The sequence below is a fragment of the Vibrio sp. 661 genome, from assembly GCF_033339315.1.
GTDB classification, from domain to species: domain Bacteria; phylum Pseudomonadota; class Gammaproteobacteria; order Enterobacterales; family Vibrionaceae; genus Vibrio; species Vibrio alginolyticus.
In genome coordinates, this window is the sequence record NZ_JAWOUJ010000006.1 from 82,671 (window position 1) to 100,214 (window position 17,544).

The window sequence follows — 17,544 nt, forward strand, 5'->3', positions numbered from 1 at the left end:
AGTATCACCACTGCGACTCAACGCTTCATATTTGAGACAAAACAGCAACAAAAAAACCGCCTATTACGGCGGTTTTGCTTAAAGAATACTGATTAAAGGTTTGGACCTGTCGATGGTCTGTGTGGTTGGTTATTCCGCAGTTGCTGCATCCCTTGAAACATTCGCATAAACCACACCAAGATGGCTAATGCAGCAAACACCATCCCTACCCAAGGAATAAAGTAAGCGATGGTTTCAAGCAAAGTACTATGCAACCAATAATCACTCACGCCAACGAGTACACCGTTAGAAGTCGCGACGGTGACGATCAACACAACAAAAAACGTCAAGTAGAGAAAGAAGGTGCGAATTAAACCGTAGTAATGAGAAATCACTACGTCGCTGTCTTCTCCCTTATCTAATCGGTAACCCGCATAGATAATTGCGATAACGCCTGAGATCAGAAACGTAAACGGGGTCAGACAGCTCAGGATGTACGCAACCCAAATCCCGTTATGAGGTTTGTTCATTCGCTTTCGCTCCTTTTACTTCCGTTTGTGCCGTATCTGTTTCACCCATCGCTTCTTTGGACTTCACTTCCTCATACCAAAGATCGTGATGCTCTTTCGCCCATGTTTCATCAACTTCACCTGTCACCATGCCTTCTAGCGCACCTTCCATACCGAATAGACCAATATAGATGTGGAAGATAAAGCCACAGATTAGAATCAGCGCCGAAATCGCATGAACTAAGTTAGAAAGCTCCATGTCACGGCGAGTTTGGCCAAAGATAGGAAAGTCCAGAACTAAGCCACTCACTGCCGCGATAGCACCAAAGAAGATTAACAACCAATAGATTGCCTTCTCACCACCGTTTGAGAAACCAGCTGACGGATGTGTGCCTTTGTATTTACCAACCATGCCGCCCATTTTCATAAACCAACGAACATCTGTCATGTTTGGAATCGACTTGCGCCACCATTTAAAGAGCACGAGCATCAGTAAAATGAAGAACAATGGTCCCATGTAATTGTGGTACTGCTTCGCCAACATGACGATAAAGCCCCAGAACTCAGTAGGAACGTACGGTTTTAAGAAGTGCTTACCGTAAACCAGCATCAAACCACTGAATGCCAGCGTTAAGAATGTAAACGCCATACTCCAGTGAAGCGCGCGGTCTAAACGAGACCAACGCTTCATTTTTTTACCAGTACGCGGCTTGCTAAGCATCAAAGGACCAACGAATACGTAAGCCATGATTACCATTGCAATACTGCCGAAAATCGCGACAGCACCCGCTGGAGACATCCATTTCTCTTTTAGAATGTACCAAGTCTCACCAGGTTTACTGATCAATACGCCATGTTCTGGCGATTGAGACGTGGTGTAGCCTTCTTGCCCCTCTCTGACTTCGCGCCAATAGTCTGCCCCGGCGAGTTGCGTGATCTCCTGTTGAATAACTTTAGAAGATTGTTCCTCTGCTGAAGCAGGCATTGCGAAAGTCAGCAGCAATGCTGTCATCATTGACAGCATTGCTAAAGATGCACGTTTAAGCGTGTTTAACATGTGCCTCTCCTTACTTAGCTTTTCGTCGCATCGTAAGAAAGATCGTTTCCGTCTGTCCAACCTGCGTTTTTCGCGCCGCGTTCTACCACACGTTGACGGAAAATGTCAGATACTTTCTCTGCGTCACCCGCAAGCAGCGCTTTAGTTGAACAAAGCGATGCACACATCGGTAACTTGCCTTCTGCGATACGGTTCGCACCGTATTTTTGACGTTCTTCCTCAGAGCCAGGCTCTGTTTCTGGGCCGCCCGCGCAGAAAGTACATTTATCCATTTTGCCACGTTCACCAAACGCTTCTTGTTTAGGAAATTGAGGTGCGCCAAACGGACAAGCAAACAAACAGTAACCACAACCGATACACAGATCTTTATTGTGAAGAACGATGCCGTCTTCGGTATGTTCGAAACAGTCTGCTGGACAAACTGCCATACAAGGTGCATCGGTACAGTGCATACAAGCAACAGAGATAGAGTTTTCACCAGCTTCACCGTCGTTTAGTGTTACCACGCGGCGACGTTGAATGCCCCATTCAAGCGCATCGTCGTTTTCGTTCTTACATGCAGTAACACAGCCGTTACACTCGATACAGCGTTTGGTGTCACATAGAAATTTCATTCGTGCCATTGTCAGACTCCTTACGCTTTACGAATGTTACATAGGGTTACTTTGGTTTCCTGCATCAAGGTAACCGGGTCGTAACCGTAAGTGGTTGCCGTGTTAGCCGATTCGCCAACAACGTAAGGTTGTGTACCTTCTGGGTATTTAGGGCGTAGGTCTTCACCTTCGAACTTACCGCCAAAGTGGAACGGAATGAACGCCAAACCAGGTTTCACACGACGTGTTACCATCGCTTTCACCTTGATTCGTCCTTTCTCTGCACCTTCAACCCAAACATCATCACCATCTCTAAAGCCAAGATCGTTCGCGTCTTTCGGGTTCACTTCAACAAACATTTCTTGTTGAAGCTCGGCAAGCCAAGGGTTTGAACGCGTCTCTTCACCACCACCTTCGTATTCAACCAGACGGCCAGAAGTCAGAACGATTGGGTACTCGCCCGATTTGTCTTGCTCTTGAATGGATTTATACAACGTAGGAACACGGAAGATTGCATCTTTGTCTTCCCAAGTTGGGTAATCCGTTACAAGGTCACGACGTGGTGTGTAAAGTGGTTCACGATGCAGTGGCACACGGTCTGGGAACGTCCAAACAATCGCACGCGCTTTCGCGTTACCAAATGGAATACAACCGTGCTTGATCGCGACACGCTGAATACCGCCAGAAAGGTCAGTCTTCCAGTTTTTACCCTCTGCTGCCACTTTCTCTTCAGCAGTTAAGTCGTCCCACCAACCAAGTTGTTTCAACAACTTGTCAGTGAACTCTGGGTAACCGTCTTTGATTTCACAGCCTTTCGAATAACTGTCTTCTGCAAGAAGGCTCTTGCCTTCAAATTCCACACCAAAGCGCGTACGGAAGTTACCGCCACCTTCTGCAACCGTCTTAGACGTATCGTACAGAATGTGTGTACCTGGGTGTTTCATTTCTGGTGTGCCCCAGCATGGCCAAGGTAGACCATATGTTTCACCGTTGACAGGACCACCTTCCGCTTCCAATGTGGTTTTGTGGAACGTATGCCAGTTTTGTTGGTGCGCTTTCAAACGCTCTGGGCTTTGGCCTGTGTAACCAATCGTCCACATGCCTTTGTTGAATTCACGCGTTAGGTCTTCAATCACCGGCTGGTTGTTTTCAACACGGATGTTTTTGAACAGAAGATCGGAATAGCCCAGTTTCTTCGAAAGCAGGTACATGATTTCGTGGTCTGGTTTTGATTCAAACAAAGGTTCAATCACCTGATCACGCCATTGTAGGGAACGGTTAGATGCGGTAACGCTGCCGTGTGTTTCAAACTGTGTTGTTGCAGGAAGCAGGTAAACGCCGTCGGTACGGTCGTTCATTACCGCAGCAACCGTTGGGTAAGGGTCCACAATCACCATCATGTCCAACTTCTGCATCGCTTTTTTCATCTCAACACCACGTGTTTGAGAGTTCACTGCGTGTCCCCAGTAGAACATTGCACGGATGTTTTCGCGCTGACGAATGTTGTCTTTGTTTTCCAGTACACCATCAACCCAACGAGATACAGGAATACCTGCACTGTGCATTGGTTTCTGACCGCTGTAAGCGTTGTCATCGAAACGACCTTTGATCCATTCGTAATCGATTTCCCACACTTTTGACCAATGACGCCAAGCGCCTTCAGAAAGGCCGTAGTAGCCCGGTAGCGTGTCAGAAAGTACGCCAAGGTCGGTTGCGCCTTGTACGTTATCGTGACCACGGAAGATGTTTGCGCCGCCGCCTGATTTACCAATGTTACCAAGCGCTAGCTCAAGCACACAGTAAGCACGTGTGTTGTTGTTACCAGTAGTATGCTGAGTACCACCCATACACCAAACAATACAGCCTGGGCGATTTTCAGAAAGCAGTTTTGCTGTTTGGTAAACGTCTTCTTCTCTTACGCCTGTTACGCGCTCAACTTCTGCTGGCGTCCATTTCGCCACTTCAGCATGGATCTCATCCATACCGAATACACGTTGACGGATGAACTCTTTATCTTCCCATTGGTTTTCGAAGATGTGCCACAACACACCCCAAATGAATGCTACGTCAGAACCAGGACGAAGTGATACATAGTGATCCGATTTTGCTGCCGTACGTGTACGACGAGGATCCGCTACGACGATCTTACAGTTGTTCTTCTCTTTCGCGATCAGAATGTGCTGCATCGCCACTGGGTGTGCTTCAGCTGGGTTTGAACCAATGAACAGCATCGACTTACAGTTGTGCATGTCATTGAAAGAGTTGGTCATCGCACCGTAACCCCAAGTGTTTGCTACACCCGCCACGGTTGTTGAGTGACAAATACGCGCTTGGTGGTCAACGTTGTTAGTGCCCCAAAGTGATGCCATTTTGCGGAACAAGTACGCTTGTTCGTTGCTGTGCTTTGCGCTTCCCAAGAAGTAAACCGAATCAGGGCCAGACTCTTTGCGGATGTCCATCACCTTGTTACCGATTTCTTCGATCGCTTGATCCCAAGAAAGCTTTTTCCACTTACCTTTTTCAAGCTTCATTGGGTATTTAAGACGGCGCTCACCGTGGCCATGTTCACGTAGTGCTGCGCCTTTTGCACAGTGACCACCGGCGTTAAATGGGTGGTCGAATGCAGGCTCTTGACCCGTCCAAACACCATTTTGAACTTCTGCGTAAATACCACAACCCACTGAACAGTGAGAACAGATAGTACGTTTTACTTCTGTTTTCGCTTCTGGATCGACTGATTTTGCTTGCGCTTTTTTCATCATTCCCGGTGCGAATAGACTAGCACCAACCACTGCACCACCAGCGGCAAGCGAAGTGTTTTTCATGAATGCACGACGAGATACGCCAAGCTGGTTCGTTTCTTTGCTCACACTGTCGGAGCGTTTGACAAGTTTCATCCGTTATCTCCTAAAGTGTGTCGTAGTAATCGCGAATGTGTTGTGTTTCACGATACCCTTTCTTCTTCACGTCTTTTTCAGAAGGCTCAACCGTTTCTGAAGCAACGGCCACTTTCGTGGTTCCCGCAACAACAGCACCAGCAACGGCAGCGGTTGTGAAGCCTTTTAGGAGATCCCTACGGCTTGTGTTTATTTCTTTATTATCTTTCATCATTGCTTCCTTACCTTACGGTAGATCTTTGGAGACTCATGCCTCTCTATCGATATGACCAAGTACTGCTCGATTACTCGTAATCAGTGACGTTTTTCACATCAATTTTTAATTTGTTCTTACTGCTTTTGGTGTTCACGCTAAAGCGCACTTGCTCTAACGTTAAAAACGCATCGCAAAGCTGTGCAGCTGGCTTGTAGAAGTTCACGCTTTCGGCGTTCTCTAGTTGGCGCGTAAAAGATTGGAACCAAGGGGCGATGTGTTTGTTAAACACCGCTTGTTGAAGTTCTTCCTCTTCACCTGTCAGCATTGCCATCACTTCGCACAGTGCAGAAATATGGTCTTCAGGCTCTTTCACGTTCTCTTCTCGTTCGATGCCTAAAAGATCCAAATCGCGACGAATTTCCGCTAACGGTTTTTCCATCATCGAGCCAGTGCGATGCCAAGATCCGAATGGCACAACTTCACCACGTCCAATGCCAATAAACAGATCTTGATATTCTTCTTCTAACGCTTCTCGCTGCGTTTCGTTCGCGGCTTGTTGCAGTGCGAGCCAAGCTTTTTGCATCGCGCTCTCAGGCGGTTCAATTTCTAGCGACTTCAGGAACGCCAGCATTTCATCACTAGGCGCACTACGAAAAAGTGCAGATAGTACGAGATAAATGTCTGTTCTCAGTGTTTGTTCTTGTTGTGTGTCCACTGCGAGCTCCTAGTATTTCAGTTGTTTCATTGGGTCTTCTGCCATCGACTCAAACATGTCGATCACACGGCAGTCTTCACACATCGCGATACGATTGATCGCCGCTTCATCAGAGAAATGAGAGTGACCGCGTAACTTGTTTTGTAGCATGTCGATCATCGATTGCGGAGCAAAAGGCTTGTGACAACGAATGCACTCGGCTGCCTTTTCTTCATGAATCACAACCGCTTTCTGGCGTTCTTCTTTCACCCAGTTCATACGAGGAGTAAGCGTCAGCACTTTCTCTGGACACGCTTTCTCGCACAGCCCACATTGAATGCAGTCTTGCTCGACGAATTTAAGCGACGGAGATCGACCGTCCGTATGCAATGCACGTGTTGGACACACCGCCACACAGCTCATACACAACGTACAACCTTTACTTTCACAAGAGACTGTGCCGTAAGGTGCGTTCGCTGGAAGTTCAACAATGTTCTCAACTGGAATACGTGATGCGGACAACGCATCCAACGCCGTAAATAGACGCTGACGTTTCTTACCTTGCAAATCACCTAATGCCAAATCAAAAGACTCGGTACAAAGTGTCGGAGCACCTTCACGTAGTGACTCTAGATACAGAATGTCGATGGTTTCTTTGGCGATACCAAGCTGACCGAGCAGCTCTTGAGCAATACCTACTTCGCTATTAAGCACACGAATAATGGTTTGAGGCATAAAACGTGAAGCCGTAAACAGCACCTGAGTAGCACCATTCACAAGCGCGGCGAACCAAGTATCAATACCAACCGAAGGCAGTTCTTCCACCACAATTGGAATCACATTATCTGGCAGTGCTTTTAGTGCCATCACGTTGTAGCTCTCGTGGCGAGAACTACAAATCAATACGATAGGATCTAAACCACCCGCTTGCTCATAGTTGGCGAGCGTACGTTCAATAAACTTTTGCGTATCTTCAGGGTTTGGCAGTGCGTAATGAATCGCTTCTGTCGGACACGCTGTAGCACAAGTCCCCACGCCTTGACATAGGTATGGGTTGATCTCGATGCGATGGCCCGTTCTGTCGCTGCCTTCACTCGATAGTGCCCCTGCCGGACAAGCATCCACACACCGTTCGCAACCTTTTACGCCACGAGAGCTGTGTGCACATAAATCGGTATCTAAACGGAAGAATTTCGGTTTATCGAACGTCCCCATTAAGGTTGGAATCTCTTCCAACGCTTCAGCCAGTTTCGGATAGCCACGACCTACTGGGTAGTAGCCCGGTACTGGGACTTCTTCCGACATGCAGCTGTTAAGGCAAAGATCGAGTACGATATCGAAACAATCGCTATTGATCGCGACCTTGGCAAGGTTGTTGGTCAAACCATGATTTTCAATCAGAACTTCAAACGTACCTAAGAACCCTGAAACCTGAACCGAATTGGCGTAATAAAGCTCGGGATTTGTGCCCTTTTCGCCATCGGTAGAAAGCAGCGTTAGGCTGTTCATTTGCGACAATTGCGCTGCCGCACTTTCGATGATTGCTGTTGGGCCCACAATCAAAGTATTACCGCCGCTTTCATAGCTTACGGTTGGTGGAATAAGATTGGTCAACTCTACGGTATTTTCGAAAGCGTACAGCCTCGCTTTACCGTTATTGGAAGTTGCTTGTTCTAATAATTGTTTCAGCATTGCTCAATTCCATTTATGAACATGGATAGTCTTTTCCATCTCTTAGTGTAGTTAGCGCCGGAGATTCTGCTGATTAACTTATCAATGAGAATTCTTATTCCGCCGTCTATAGGCGATGAATACTACGCAGTGCGTCCGTACTAACTTCAACCAGATTAGTATTGAGCAACAAATAGCAAGTGTCATGCCAATAAAATATCAACTGAAAATCAATAGGTTATCAATTTTACTGACAAATAGTAGGGATAAAAAAACCGGTTGAGACATTTTGTCTCAGCCGGCTCATTGAGTGTTTAGTCAAAATGTACCTATTCTTTGTGTGGTATATTTTGTCTCACCTCGTTAGGCTGTGATTCTTCAGCAAAAGTATCACTTTCGCCAGGAACTGTATTTATATACAGTTCATTTTCATATTGAGTAATTTGGCCACTTTTGTCGGTGTTTGACTCTGCGTCTTCAACTACCCCAGATGCGATATCGTTAACGTTAAGCTCAGACCCTTGCGCAGTTTCAGCGTCTGGTTCGTCTTCCACTTTGTCTTTAACCCAATCACGCAGCGTCTCAGCGACGTCTTGAGAAAGTGACTTTAAGTTACTGTAATCATCATCGTAATCGTCTAGGCCGTCACGCACGTTAAATTCTTCGGACAAGAACATTTTGCGCAGCGCAGCTTTCTTGACGCTTTCTGAGGCTTCAGAAACCAGCAGTTGCGCCACAGACATTTCTTCGGTTTTTTCAGTCTCTACACTCGCGGTAATGTCTGGAGCCTGACTATCCTCATTGACGTTCAAAGCATCTGAGCTTTCGTCAGCGTTTGAAAGCGCTGTGACACTATCTTCGGATTGCGCCGTCTCTGCTATCGGCGTGATCTCTTCAGCATGTTGGGAAGATTCTTCTAGTTTACGTTTCGACCAACGGCTTAAAAAACTAGTTGCCATTTGCTCTGCCTGCTCCTTTGCGTTTCTTGCGTCTTACTTCTAACAACTCACCGTGACGACCAATAAAGGCTTCCATCCAAGCCTGAACGGCTAACGGCATATCGTTAGATAGTACAAGGTTATCACCATCCATATATTGCGCCGCAACAGATTGTGAAGCCGTCAGTAACTGTATCGCTGGTTTTTCACCAGACTCGACGTTATCCATCACTAAAAAGAGTTTAGGTTGCTGAGAGCTTAAGTTAAAGCGGTAGTCTGTACGTTCATCTTTATGTAATTGCAACGGACAAACATCTGGAGTCTCTTCCGTCGGATTCAGCGCAAATCCTGTCAACTGCCATTGGGTTGTCACCCAAATCCCTGTACTGATCTCATGCTCAACAAGCTCTACGCCGATTGGCCATGTATCCTCAGTCTTTTCGTAATTTTTTTCGAAATCTTTCTTATCCGACATAACTCACCCAGTCTTTCTATTTTTGGTCTGAAAACACACAGGAGATTTTGCCCCGTTTTCGACCATTTTTATTGTCTTCGAAGCAATAAACGCGCCAAGCTGATATAACTTAGTCTATATACTCCCTCAGGCTATAAGTACCAAACTAGACGAAACTCAAATGTATTGATGTGTCATTACTGCGAACTCGCAGTTTTAATGCATTGTTGACATAAAACCTCGCAATTTCTGTGGGAACCGCTATTTTGGAATGAGATTTGCTAGCCACTTAACAAGCTAAAATGCGTAGCAACCTAACGCTCTTAATCACTAGGACACGACTGTGCTGAAACCAAATATTATTAAAACCAGTGAAAATCCCCTGCAAACCATTGAAGTCGATGTGTACGACGAGTACGGCGAAAAGCTCACGAAGCAAATCGCTTGCGAGCGTCCTCTTACGGTCATGCTGAACTGGAAAGAAGTGGTCACGCTCATGACGCTAGGTTCGCGTCCAGAAGCACTAGTACTGGGTTATTTAAAAAACCAAAGCTTCCTGTCCGATCCAGCCGCGATTGAATCCGTTATTATTGACTGGGAAACGCATTCCGCAGCGGTGATTACTAAAGAAAACACTGAACACTTAGAAGGCGCCCTGAAAAAGAAAACCGTCACCTCAGGTTGTGGCCAAGGCACTATGTATGGCAACGTGATGAAGCAGCTTGAAAATTATCAAGTGCCTCAAGTTTCTCTTAAGCAGTCAGAAATTTATTCTGCGCTGGAAGCGTTAACTCATTACAACGACACCTACAAAAAAGCGGGCGCAGTACACGGCTGTGCGGTTTGCAAAGGTAATGAAGTGTTGTCATTTGTGGAAGATGTCGGCCGTCACAACGCAGTGGATACACTTGCAGGTGAGATGTGGCTCAAAGAAGAAACAGGTGAAGATAAAATTTTCTACACAACTGGTCGCCTTACATCAGAGATGGTGATTAAAGTGGCTCAAATGGGCATTCCTGTTCTGCTTTCTCGCTCTGGCGTTACTCAAATGGGGTTAGATCTAGCGAAGCAATTTGGTATTACGACCATTGCGCGTGCGAAAGGTTTGCGCTTCCAAGTGTTTACAGGAGCCGACAAGGTTGAATTTGATGTAAAAGGCAACCAATAACACCTTTTCAGTGTAAACTAAAACCAATAATGCGGATTCACAGAGGATGTGGACTATGAATAATGACCAATTGTGGAATTTTCTGCTTACGCCCAGCGGTATCATGCTTTCTATGATTATTACCTTTGGCGTAGTCGGAATCTATGCGTATATAACAGGTCAGTTTAAGGATTAAGGCCAAATATTAAAAAAGCCTCGCTAAATAGCGAGGCTTTTGCTTTTTAAACGCTTTGCGAGTAATTACGCGTCAACACCACGAGATTTTAGGAACTCAGAGTAAGTGCCTTTAAAGTCTGTGATTTTACCATCGCGGATTTCGATAATACGCGTTGCTAGTGAGTCTACGAATACACGGTCGTGAGAGACGAAGAACAACGTGCCTTTGTATTGCTCAAGCGCCGTGTTCAAAGATTCAATTGATTCCATGTCCATGTGGTTGGTTGGTTCGTCCATTAGCAGCATGTTTGGCTTGTGCATCATTAGCTTACCAAGCAGCATACGACCTTGCTCACCACCAGACAGTACTTTTACTGACTTCTTAATGTCATCTTGACCAAACAGCATACGACCAAGGAAACCACGAACGACTTGCTCGTCATCACTTTCTTGACGCCATTGACCCATCCAATCCGTTAGATTCATATCTTCTGCAAAGTCATGCGCGTGGTCTTGCGCGTAGTAACCGATGTTTGCATTTTCAGACCATTTGAACTCACCAGCACGCGGTTCAAGTACACCAGCAAGCGTGTTTAGAAGTGTTGTTTTACCCACACCATTTTCACCGATGATCGCAACGCGCTCTCCCACTTCAAAAATTGCATTGAAGTCTGAGAACAAGTCCTCTTCAAAACCTTGGCTCAGGTTTTCTACAATCAGAGCGTTACGGAACAGCTCTTTAGACTGTTCAAAACGAATGAATGGGTTTTGACGACTAGACGCCTTCACTTCGTCCAATTTGATCTTGTCGATTTGCTTCGCACGAGATGTCGCTTGTTTTGCTTTCGATGCGTTTGCAGAGAAACGTGCAACGAACGTTTGTAGCTCAGCGATTTGTGCTTTCTTCTTCGCGTTGTCGTTTAGTAGACGTTCGCGAGCTTGAGAAGCCGCCGTCATGTACTCGTCGTAGTTACCAGGGTAAACGCGTAGCTCACCGTAGTCCAAGTCAGCCATGTGTGTACATACTGAGTTTAGGAAGTGACGGTCGTGCGAAATGATGATCATTGTGCAGTTACGCGCGTTTAGCGTGTCTTCCAACCAACGGATTGTGTCCATGTCCAAGTTGTTGGTAGGTTCGTCAAGAAGCATCACATCTGGGTCTGCGAATAGAACCTGCGCTAGAAGCACACGAAGTTTCCAGCCTGGTGCTACTTCACTCATTAGACCGAAGTGTTGCTCCATTGGGATACCTACAGCAAGAAGAAGCTCGCCCGCTTTGGCTTCTGCCATGTAGCCGTCCATTTCAGCAAACTGAACTTCTAAGTCAGCCACTTTCATGCCGTCTTCTTCACTCATTTCAGCAAGTGAGTAGATACGGTCACGCTCTTTCTTCACTTCCCATAGCTCTTTATGACCCATGATAACGGTATCGATTACCGTAAATTCTTCGTAAGCGAACTGGTCCTGGTTCAGTTTTGCAACGCGCTCGTTTGGATCGTAGCTTACGTTACCACTGGTTTGCTCAAGCTCGCCGCTGAGGATCTTCATAAAGGTTGATTTACCACAACCGTTAGCTCCAATTAAGCCATAGCGATTGCCTTCGCCGAACTTAACTGAAATGTTTTCGAATAGCGGCTTAGCGCCGAATTGTTGAGTAATATTCGCTGTGGAGATCAAAACCTTTACCTTAGCAATTGGGGTGTATTTAGAAAAACCGGGCAACGGTACTTGTTCATGCTACATACTGCAAGTGTTGTTTTTATTAATTCACTCCAAGTAAAATCATTGTAAGGTTTCTAAGAAGCAAAAGCGCAAACATAAATGCGTCATTAAATACAAAAAAGAGCCACTATCGTCAGTGGCTCTTTTTCCATTAATACTTCAAAAAAGTGACTAAGCGATGTTCGTCACCTCTAGGATCAGTTCGGCTTTTTTAGGTAAATAAATACTGAATTTACTGCCTTTTCCCCATTCAGACTCTGCTTTTAACTCACCACCCGTTTGGCTGAGAATACTTTGGGAGACCGATAGCCCTAACCCTGTGCCTTCTCGTTTCGTTGTGTAAAATGGCGAGAAGATTCGACTCAAGTTTTCTGGTTTAATACCGCAGCCCTCATCGATAACATGAATCGCGGCTCCTTTCACTTCGCCCTCTTCAATCCAGTCTTCACTGACTACTGTTAAAGTTCCTTTACCGCTCATTGCGTGAATGGCGTTCATTTGCAAATTAACTAAGATTTGTAGCAAGTGGTGACGGTTTATCTCAACGGACGTATGCGCTTGTAGGTCAGTCACAAACTCAACGTCGCGTTTCTTGGTGCCAGTTTTAACCAAGGTGATGCTTTCATCAATGATAGGATTGACATGTTGCCAAGTGATTTCATCTTGAACACCGCCTTGGCGACTGTATTGCAATAAACTGCGTGTGATATTGCGGATACGATCAATTTGCGCGTGAATCGCATCAATTTCTTCTTGTACTCGACTTGCATCGTCACCCAATTCAAAATGGATCAATTCTACGTTGCCAAGAATCACGGCGGTTGGGTTATTAATTTCGTGAGCAATCCCCGCGGTGAGCTCTCCCAGCGCTGCCAGTTTTTCATGAACAACGAGTTTGTCGCGGGTTTGGTTGAGCAATTGAATATGCAGTTCAAGATCTTGGGTTTTTTCTCTCAGGCTTGCCGTACGCTCTTGAACTTTGCATTCAAGTTGAGCTGCGGAGTTTTTCAGTTCAATTTTGCGCTCTTCTAGCGCGTCTAACATATCATCAAACTGTCTGGCTAACTGCGCAAGTTCATGATCGGCATCTAATCCTAACGGGCCAATCCGTTTTTCTTTACCTTGTTGGACCTGCTTCACCACTTTATGAATGCGTTCGATCGGTCGAAACAGATCATAAGAACCGCGATATACCATCACGCCGGAAACCAGCAATAACATAACCGTAATCAAGCTGATTTCGGCAATGTTCGTCATGTAGGCTTTAACGAATGGCCACATGAGGTAACCGGTATAAAGCATACCAATAACATTGTCGTATTGGTCTTTGATTGGTTGATACGCCGTAATATACCAAGCGTCATACACATAAGCGCGATCAACCCACTGTTCACCCTTCGAAAGTACTTGGTTATACACTTCTGCACTCACGCGAGTGCCTATGGCGCGCCCTAGCCTATGATCGCTGTCTAGAGGAACGTTGGTGCTCACACGCAAATCATCGAGAAACACAGTCAACGTACCCACAGGGCGAAGGCGGTCATTATCACTTAAGTAAATGAGATCGCGGATTTGATCCACCAACACTGTACTGTTGTTAAGGAGCAAACCACCATCAAGAAAGCCGATCAAATCGTTCGCTTGGCTGTATACCGGAATCACGGTTCGACTGACTAACCCACGCGCCTCCCTGTCACCATCAGCAAGAATAGGCACTTCTGCTCGTTTGGCGAGTTCAGGATCGAGGCGTTCGAGTTCTTCTTTATTGAGTACATCAAAAAACGATTCGCGCTTGGTGAGATCCATAAAGCGGAATTTGTTTTCCATGGAATTAACGCGTTGGAAAGAGAGAAAATCTAAAGCATATCTTTTCTTCTGCTCTGTGACCCACTTTTGCAGGTCACCTTGTGGCGTTCCTTGATTAATGCGAATACGGAAATCGTACGAATCGGCAAACGCCCGCACGTAATTGGCTTGCTTTTGCTGTAACAACGTTACGCTGTTATTTGCAACACCAAGACGCTCCGAGACATCAAGCAGCGCATTTTGCCACGTGTAATGAATAGACCAATAAATGGTAATGCCGATCAGAGCTAACAACGTGAGGAAAATCGGCGCAGAGGTTAAGAATAACAAACGATAACGCACCATGGTTTTAAAACGGTGCGTCCATTTTGACAATCCTTTGTGCTGTGGGCCGTTAGTCGGCATATTCCTCATCCTCAGAATCCCATTCTTTGTATTTACGTTCTAAGGTCTTGCGAGCTACGCCCAAGTCGCGAGCAGCGGCTGATTTGTTGCCTTCGTGCAAGTTAACGACTTGTTTAATATGTGCTTTCTCGACTTCTTTTAACGTCCAGCTGTTTGGATAGCCCTCGCCAGTAAATTCTTTGCCTTCTTTAAAGGTTGGTAACTCAGCTGAGTGAGAAACAGTAATCGATACATTAGGCAGTGAATGCCCGCCATTCAGCTCTCGCCAATAGTGTGCAGGTGGTTTGCCAAGCAAGATACAACGCTCAATCAAGTTTTTCAGCTCACGAATGTTTCCCGGCCAATCGTACTCACTCATGGCTTCCATGTCCTCGTGCGCCCATTTTGGCGCAGGCATACCGAGCTCGCGCGTCAGCATGTTGCTGAAAAATGGCACCAACTCAAATAAGTCGGTTTTGCGCTCTCGCAGCGGACACACTTCAATTTTCAGAACGTTTAAACGGTAATAGAGGTCACTGCGGAAATTACCTTGATTGACCTCTTCTTGCAGGTTTCGGTTGGTTGCCGCTACGATACGGACATCAATACTGATCTCTCTTTCTGAACCGACAGGGCGAATCGTACGCTGCTCTAACACACGTAATAATGATGCCTGCATTGCAAGTGGCATCTCCCCGATTTCGTCAAGAAATAAGGTGCCACCGTTCGCAACACGGAACAAACCTTCACGCGATTTTTTTGCACCGGTAAACGCGCCCGATGTATGACCAAACAACTCACTCTCTAAAAGCTCTGGTGCAATCGCGCCGCAGTTGATTGGCACAAACGGGCCCGTTCGCCCACTCGCCTGGTGGATACCTCGTGCAACTAGTTCTTTACCCGTACCCGACTCACCTTCCACCAAAACAGAAGCGCGTGATGGTGCAAATTGGTTAATAAGTTGCTTAAGCAGACGCGTTTTTTCTGAGCCGCCGATGATCTCTGAGGTATTGTGACGTTGGTAATCGCGTGTCATGGCGTACTGCATGCGTTCGTTCAAACGGCGATCCATACAGCGACTGACCGCTTTTAACATCTGCTCAAGGTTGAATGGTTTGAGGATAAAGTCGGAAGCACCGAGCTGTAGCGCTCGAATGGCAATTTCTAAATCCGCATAACCCGTCATAAAAATCACATCGGCACGTTTGTCATCATCTTCAAACGCTTCTTCCCACTCAATTCCAGAACGCCCTGGCAGATTAATATCCAGTAAGATCAGATCATAATGTCGAGAATTACGCAGTTGTTCTGCTTCTTCGATGCTACCAGCTGTATCGACATGTGAAAAAAGCTTACCCAATGCCTTTTTCAAGATGGCTTGCATGCCTAATTCATCATCGACGACCAGTACGGAAAAGGCGCTATATTGTTGGTTTGTACTAAGATGGGATTGAGTAGACATATTTACCCCAGATGGATTTCGATGGGACAGAGTGTACCAAGTTTAAACAGAGATACCCTACAAAAAGTGCGACATTTTGTACCAACGCAAACTTTTATGCAAATAACCCCATGATTTAGTGCATAAACCAAGCACTTTAAGCTTGTAAAAGGTTGGCATCTTGTTTGCTATAAGGTGGATACGGAGCGCATTTAAGTGATCTCAGGATGTTGATGTTTGCTTATTCCAACACCCTGAGACAACTTGCGTATTACGCTAATCGCTCTCGTCCAAAAAGGCTTCTCCCTAAAACCTGGAGAGATTCCAAAGAATCATTGGAAAGGAACACATAAAAATGAAAAAAATTGCGCTAACTCTGGCTGCAACGTCAATCACGCTTGTAAGTTACTCTGCGTTTTCTGCTCAAGACGGAGAACACGTTCGCCTTGCAACCACAACCAGTACTTACCATTCAGGTTTACTTGATTACCTGCTTCCACAATTTGAAAAAGACACGGGCTACAAAGTCGATGTTATTGCTGCAGGTACTGGTAAAGCCTTAAAAATGGGCGAAAACGGTGACGTAGATTTGGTGATGACACATGCACCAAAAGCTGAAGGCGCATTTGTTGAGAAAGGCTACGGCGTTTTACCTCGCAAGCTAATGTACAACGACTTTGTGATTGTAGGCCCGAAAGCTGACCCAGCAACAATCAAAAATGACGAAGGCGTGTTAGATGTATTCAAAGAGATCGCAAACAAAAACGCAACGTTCATCTCTCGCGGCGATGATTCTGGTACACACAAAAAAGAAATGGGCTTCTGGGCTCAAACTAAAATCGAACCGAACTTTGGTGGCTACCGTAGCGTAGGTCAAGGTATGGGCCCAACTCTAAACATGGCGTCTGAAATGCAAGGCTACACCATGACGGATCGCGGCACATGGCTGGCTTACCAAAACAAATTGGATCTAGAAATTCTGTTCCAAGGCGATGAAAAACTGTTTAACCCGTACCAAGTTATTCTTGTTAACCCTGAGCGTTACCCAACGATTAACTACCAAGGTGCGAAGGCATTCAGTGATTGGTTGGTAAACCCTCGCGGACAGGAACTTATCAATGGTTTCCGCCTAAACGGTAAACAACTGTTTGTTGCGAATGCTGAGAGCAAATAACGCAATATGAATCTTGCTGATACAACACTGGAAGCGCTTCGCTTACTGGTGAATTTTGATGCAGACCTATGGGAGATCGTTGCGGTCTCCTTTAGTGTTTCTATCACGGCAATATCCCTAGTGGTATTGCCGGCTATTTTGATGTCCTTTGTACTGGCGTATACCGACTTTCGCGGTAAATGGTTTTTGTTGTCGATCGTAAATACGCTGCAAGCGGTCCCTACCGTGGTGATTGGCCTGTTGCTGTACATGTTGCTGTCGCGTGCTGGCCCTTGGGGAGACTGGCAAATGCTGTTCACTCAGAAGGCAATGATCTTCGGCCAAATGGTGATCTGCTTCCCTGTTTTGGTATCGATGATGCATGGTGCATTACAATCTAGCGACCGTCGTGCAGTGGAAACTGCCATCACGCTGGGCGTCTCCATTCCGCGCTTGGCAGCTACGATGATTTGGGAAACCCGCTTTCCTCTACTTGCGGCTATCATTGCAGGGTTTTCACGTATCGTGACCGAGGTGGGCTGCTCAATGATGGTTGGTGGGAACATTATGGGCGTGACGCGAAATATTCCCACGGCTATCGCAATGGAAAGCAGTAAAGGTGCTTTTGCGCAAGGAGTTGCATTAGGAATTGTATTACTATCTTTAGCGTTGGCTCTAAACTTCTTCTTATCAAGCATGAGAGGCAAAGGCTACCTCAGAACATAG

At 46.0% G+C, this 17,544-nt stretch carries 15 protein-coding genes; 3 read left to right on the forward strand and 12 right to left on the reverse strand.

Translation table 11 applies throughout. The features are described from left to right. Positions 1 to 92: 92 nt before the first annotated feature. The 9 genes from R7P69_RS13250 to R7P69_RS13290 form a co-directional block, all read right to left on the reverse strand. Positions 93 to 509, reverse strand: a complete 417-nt coding sequence (locus R7P69_RS13250) for a membrane protein (protein WP_012841836.1) — start codon at positions 507 to 509, stop codon at positions 93 to 95. After that, the gene (locus tag R7P69_RS13255; protein ID WP_064353916.1) at positions 493 to 1,545 is read right to left on the reverse strand and encodes a formate dehydrogenase subunit gamma; all 1,053 of its coding nucleotides are present in this window, start codon (positions 1,543 to 1,545) and stop codon (positions 493 to 495) included. The genes R7P69_RS13250 and R7P69_RS13255 overlap by 17 nt, the downstream gene beginning before the upstream one ends. A gap of 14 nt (positions 1,546 to 1,559) precedes the next feature. Further along, positions 1,560 to 2,168 (reverse strand): formate dehydrogenase FDH3 subunit beta, encoded by a 609-nt coding sequence (gene fdh3B / locus R7P69_RS13260; protein ID WP_005377536.1) that lies wholly within the window; start codon positions 2,166 to 2,168, stop codon positions 1,560 to 1,562. 11 nt (positions 2,169 to 2,179) lie between these two features. Beyond that, positions 2,180 to 5,035 carry a formate dehydrogenase subunit alpha gene (locus tag R7P69_RS13265; protein ID WP_238952339.1) on the reverse strand — a complete coding sequence of 952 codons (2,856 nt, stop codon included), beginning with the start codon at positions 5,033 to 5,035 and terminating at the stop codon, positions 2,180 to 2,182. A 10-nt stretch (positions 5,036 to 5,045) separates the two neighbouring features. Further along, positions 5,046 to 5,246 carry a twin-arginine translocation signal domain-containing protein gene (locus R7P69_RS13270; RefSeq protein WP_005396171.1) on the reverse strand — a complete coding sequence of 67 codons (201 nt, stop codon included), beginning with the start codon at positions 5,244 to 5,246 and terminating at the stop codon, positions 5,046 to 5,048. Positions 5,247 to 5,319: 73 nt separating this feature from the next. Then, entirely contained in the window at positions 5,320 to 5,946 is a 627-nt protein-coding gene (locus R7P69_RS13275) for a molecular chaperone (RefSeq protein ID WP_053307094.1), read from the reverse strand. A 9-nt stretch (positions 5,947 to 5,955) separates the two neighbouring features. Then, complete coding sequence (locus R7P69_RS13280; RefSeq protein WP_238952338.1) at positions 5,956 to 7,617, reverse strand: 4Fe-4S dicluster domain-containing protein; 1,662 nt, start codon at positions 7,615 to 7,617, stop codon at positions 5,956 to 5,958. Between the two features lie 308 nt (positions 7,618 to 7,925). Then, a complete protein-coding gene (locus tag R7P69_RS13285) occupies positions 7,926 to 8,555 on the reverse strand; it encodes a DUF3306 domain-containing protein (protein WP_238952337.1) in 630 nt (209 codons plus the stop codon). Continuing rightward, a complete protein-coding gene (locus tag R7P69_RS13290) occupies positions 8,545 to 9,009 on the reverse strand; it encodes a DUF3305 domain-containing protein (RefSeq protein WP_005377550.1) in 465 nt (154 codons plus the stop codon). The genes R7P69_RS13285 and R7P69_RS13290 overlap by 11 nt, the downstream gene beginning before the upstream one ends. Positions 9,010 to 9,331: 322 nt before the next feature. On the opposite strand from R7P69_RS13290, the gene R7P69_RS13295 reads away from it, so the two are divergent. Next, on the forward strand, positions 9,332 to 10,156 hold the full coding sequence (locus tag R7P69_RS13295) for a formate dehydrogenase accessory sulfurtransferase FdhD (protein ID WP_005377552.1): 825 nt from the start codon (positions 9,332 to 9,334) through the stop codon (positions 10,154 to 10,156). 240 nt (positions 10,157 to 10,396) lie between these two features. Here the strand turns inward: R7P69_RS13295 and R7P69_RS13300 are convergent, their stop codons facing one another. The 3 genes from R7P69_RS13300 to R7P69_RS13310 all read right to left on the reverse strand — a co-directional run bounded on the left by R7P69_RS13300 (position 10,397) and on the right by R7P69_RS13310 (position 15,686). Then, the gene (locus tag R7P69_RS13300; protein WP_238952336.1) at positions 10,397 to 11,989 is read right to left on the reverse strand and encodes an ABC-F family ATPase; all 1,593 of its coding nucleotides are present in this window, start codon (positions 11,987 to 11,989) and stop codon (positions 10,397 to 10,399) included. A gap of 216 nt (positions 11,990 to 12,205) precedes the next feature. Then, a complete protein-coding gene (locus tag R7P69_RS13305; RefSeq protein WP_005377562.1) occupies positions 12,206 to 14,245 on the reverse strand; it encodes a cache domain-containing protein in 2,040 nt (679 codons plus the stop codon). Beyond that, a complete protein-coding gene (locus R7P69_RS13310) occupies positions 14,235 to 15,686 on the reverse strand; it encodes a sigma-54-dependent transcriptional regulator (RefSeq protein ID WP_025766656.1) in 1,452 nt (483 codons plus the stop codon). The genes R7P69_RS13305 and R7P69_RS13310 overlap by 11 nt, the downstream gene beginning before the upstream one ends. A gap of 334 nt (positions 15,687 to 16,020) precedes the next feature. On the opposite strand from R7P69_RS13310, the gene R7P69_RS13315 reads away from it, so the two are divergent. Both R7P69_RS13315 and R7P69_RS13320 read left to right on the forward strand, forming a co-directional pair. After that, positions 16,021 to 16,839 (forward strand): substrate-binding domain-containing protein, encoded by an 819-nt coding sequence (locus tag R7P69_RS13315; protein ID WP_005389522.1) that lies wholly within the window; start codon positions 16,021 to 16,023, stop codon positions 16,837 to 16,839. Between the two features lie 6 nt (positions 16,840 to 16,845). After that, positions 16,846 to 17,544 (forward strand): ABC transporter permease, encoded by a 699-nt coding sequence (locus tag R7P69_RS13320; protein WP_005389524.1) that lies wholly within the window; start codon positions 16,846 to 16,848, stop codon positions 17,542 to 17,544.

Coding starts and splice junctions, on each gene's coding strand:
- R7P69_RS13290 (WP_005377550.1), bottom strand. CDS start 9,009: ATGTCGGATAAGAAAGATTTCGAAAAAAATTACGAAAAGACTGAGGAT.
- R7P69_RS13280 (WP_238952338.1), bottom strand. CDS start 7,617: ATGCTGAAACAATTATTAGAACAAGCAACTTCCAATAACGGTAAAGCG.
- R7P69_RS13315 (WP_005389522.1), top strand. CDS start 16,021: ATGAAAAAAATTGCGCTAACTCTGGCTGCAACGTCAATCACGCTTGTA.
- R7P69_RS13320 (WP_005389524.1), top strand. CDS start 16,846: ATGAATCTTGCTGATACAACACTGGAAGCGCTTCGCTTACTGGTGAAT.
- R7P69_RS13255 (WP_064353916.1), bottom strand. CDS start 1,545: ATGTTAAACACGCTTAAACGTGCATCTTTAGCAATGCTGTCAATGATG.
- R7P69_RS13265 (WP_238952339.1), bottom strand. CDS start 5,035: ATGAAACTTGTCAAACGCTCCGACAGTGTGAGCAAAGAAACGAACCAG.
- R7P69_RS13270 (WP_005396171.1), bottom strand. CDS start 5,246: ATGAAAGATAATAAAGAAATAAACACAAGCCGTAGGGATCTCCTAAAA.
- R7P69_RS13285 (WP_238952337.1), bottom strand. CDS start 8,555: ATGGCAACTAGTTTTTTAAGCCGTTGGTCGAAACGTAAACTAGAAGAA.
- fdh3B (WP_005377536.1), bottom strand. CDS start 2,168: ATGGCACGAATGAAATTTCTATGTGACACCAAACGCTGTATCGAGTGT.
- R7P69_RS13310 (WP_025766656.1), bottom strand. CDS start 15,686: ATGTCTACTCAATCCCATCTTAGTACAAACCAACAATATAGCGCCTTT.
- R7P69_RS13305 (WP_005377562.1), bottom strand. CDS start 14,245: ATGCCGACTAACGGCCCACAGCACAAAGGATTGTCAAAATGGACGCAC.
- R7P69_RS13250 (WP_012841836.1), bottom strand. CDS start 509: ATGAACAAACCTCATAACGGGATTTGGGTTGCGTACATCCTGAGCTGT.